Origin of the sequence: Mycobacterium szulgai, from assembly GCF_002116635.1 — a bacterium.
Lineage (GTDB): Bacteria > Actinomycetota > Actinomycetes > Mycobacteriales > Mycobacteriaceae > Mycobacterium > Mycobacterium szulgai.
Genome location: NZ_LQPW01000159.1, coordinates 1 through 2,884 on the forward strand (window position 1 = coordinate 1; position 2,884 = coordinate 2,884).

Sequence of the window (2,884 nt, forward strand, 5' to 3'; positions counted from 1 at the left end):
CCGGCCTGACCCTGCCCGCCACCGTGATCTTCGACCACCCCACCCCCACCGCCCTGGCCCAGCACCTCAATCAAGGGCTGTTCAATAACCGTGACAATAAGCCAGCGCGGAATGCACCGGAAACTGAAATTCAGCGTCTCATCGCGACCATTCCGGAAAAGGAACTCATTGAGAACGGGATCCTGGACATGCTTCGCGACATGGCGAACAACCGACATTCCCCGGCTCCTAGCCGTAGTAAAGCGGATCTCTTGACAATGGCTCGCGATGAGCTCATAAGCATGGCTTTATACGACGAGACCGATGATGAGTAGGTCAAGCACAAATGAGTGAAATCGATGACCTCACCGAAGCTCTCCGTCGCTCACTGATACGGATCGAGCAGCTGAGGCTGCAGAACAAAAACCTGCTGTCGCGTGCCTCAGAGCCCATCGCGGTCGTCGGGATGGGGTGCCGGTTTCCCGGTGGTGTGGATTCGCCGGCGGATCTGTGGCAGATGGTCAGCAGCGGCACCGACGTGATGTCGAGTTTTCCGGCAGATCGTGGTTGGGATTTGGCGGAGTTGTTTGATCCCGATCCCGATGCGGTGGGAAAGACCTATACCCGTCACGGCGCGTTCTTGGCGGATGCGGCGGGGTTTGATGCGGCGTTCTTCGGCATCTCCGCGCGTGAAGCTCGGGCCATCGATCCTCAGCATCGACTGTTGTTGGAGGTGTGTTGGGAAGCGTTGGAACACGCGGGGATCGACCCGGCGGGGTTGGCGGGTTCTGATACCGGGGTGTTCGCCGGAACTTGGGCGCAGTCCTACGGCGACACCAACTCTGATGGCGTAGAGGGCTACGCGATGACCGGCGGGGCCACCAGCGTCGCGTCGGGGCGGGTGGCTTATACGTTGGGGTTGCAGGGCCCCGCGATCACGGTGGACAGCGCGTGTTCCTCGTCCTTGGTGGCTACCCATCTGGCGTGTCAATCCCTGCGCAGCGGCGAATCCAGTCTGGCGCTGGCCGGCGGCGTGACGATCATGACCACACCGCTGATCTTCACCGAGTTCGCTCGTCAGCGGGGGCTGGCCATCGATGGGCGGTGTAAGTCGTTTGCTGCCGCCGCTGATGGGACTGGGTGGGGTGAGGGTGCCGCGGTGGTGGTGTTGGAGCGTCTTAGCGATGCCCACCGCCACCACCATCCGGTGCTGGCCGTCATCGCGGGTTCGGCGGTCAATCAAGATGGCGCCTCGAATGGCTTGACCGCGCCCAACGGGCTGGCCCAACAGCGTGTGATCGCCCAAGCCGTTGCCAACGCCAGGATCAAGCTCGACCAGGTCGACGTGGTCGAGGCCCACGGCACCGGCACCACATTGGGCGATCCGATCGAGGCCGACGCACTGATCGCGACGTACGGAGCACACCGGACGTCCGATCAGCCCTTGTGGCTGGGATCGATCAAATCCAACCTGGGTCACACCCAAGCCGCCGCGGGAGCCGCGGGGTTGATCAAGATGATCACCGCGTTGCAGCACGAGATGCTGCCGCCCACCCTGCACGTCGACCGTCCCAGCCCGCATGTTGATTGGTCGGCCGGCACGGTGCGGCTGCTTACCGAACCCACCAGCTGGCCGGTCACCGACCACCCCAAAACCGCGGCCGTGTCCTCGTTCGGTATCAGCGGCACCAACGCCCACGTGATCATCCAACAAGCCCCCGCTCCACCTGTCCCCGAGGTCACTCCGACCGCTGAGCCGGCGCTGCGGATATGGCCGATCTCCGCCCGCAGCCCCGCAGCCCTTGCCGCACAGGCCGATCGCCTCCACCAACACCTGACCGCACACCCCCACCTCAATCTGACCGAGGTGGCCTACAGCCTGGCCACGACCCGCACCCACCATCCCCACCGGGCGGCCATCACCGCACCGGCGGCCAGCGATGACCCACGTCAGGATCTGCTCGCGGCCTTGGACGCGCTGCGCACCGGGCTCCCCCACCCCTGCCTCACCAGCCATCACCTGGCCCACCAGGCCGGAAAGATCGTGTTCGTCCTGCCCGGCCAAGGCGCCCAATACCCAACTATGGGAGCAGATCTTTACGCTCATCACCACGTGTTCGCCGAGACCCTCGACGAGGTCTGCGCGGCCCTGGATCTCCATCTCGATGTGCCGCTTCGCGAGGTTCTCTTCGCCGCCCATGACAGCGCATCGGCCGAGCTGCTTCACCAAACTGCCTACGCTCAACCCGCCTTGTTTGCGTTCGGGGTGGCCATGCACGCCGCATTGGTGTCCGCCGGTATCACCCCGGACTGTCTGCTGGGTCACTCCATCGGCGAACTGACCGCCGCCTACATCGCTGGAGTCTTCTCCCTGTCCGATGCCGCGGTGTTGGTCAGCGCTCGAGGTCGACTGATGCAAGCCTGCGCCCCAGGGGCGATGCTGGCCATCCAAGCCAGCGAACACGATCTCCTGGCGTTGCTGGAGCAATACCCCGGCTCCGCACTAGCCGCGATCAACAGCCCCACCTCAGTAGTCGTCGCCGGGCCCTTCGACCAAATTGACCATCTGCGCGACTACTGCAGCTCCCAGAAGTACAAAGTCACCCCGTTGAAGGTCAGCCACGCGTTCCATTCGCCGGCTATGGACCCCGCCTTGCCCGAGTTCGAGGCCATCGCCGCTGGCATGAAGTTAAGCCCCCCAACCGTGCCGATCCTGTCCAACCTCACCGGGCAACTGGTAACCCCCGACCAACTGACCTCGCCGCATTACTGGACCCAACACCTGCGAAACACCGTGCGCTTCGCCGACTGTGTCGCCGAACTGCTCACCCAGGGTCCACATACCTTCCTCGAGTTGTCCCCGCACCCGGTGCTGGCCCCGGCGATCACTGACACTTTGGCCCAA

The 2,884-nt window shown here is 64.0% G+C and carries 2 protein-coding genes; both read left to right on the forward strand.

Translation table 11 applies throughout. The features are described from left to right. The coding region (locus AWC27_RS31340) for an acyl carrier protein (RefSeq protein ID WP_169726856.1) at nucleotides 1–314 on the forward strand (314 nt) is incomplete at its 5' end. Nucleotides 315–325: 11 nt separating this feature from the next. Then, nucleotides 326–2,884, forward strand: a 2,559-nt coding sequence (locus AWC27_RS24205) for a type I polyketide synthase (RefSeq protein ID WP_139837188.1), incomplete at its 3' end; no start/stop codon positions are given.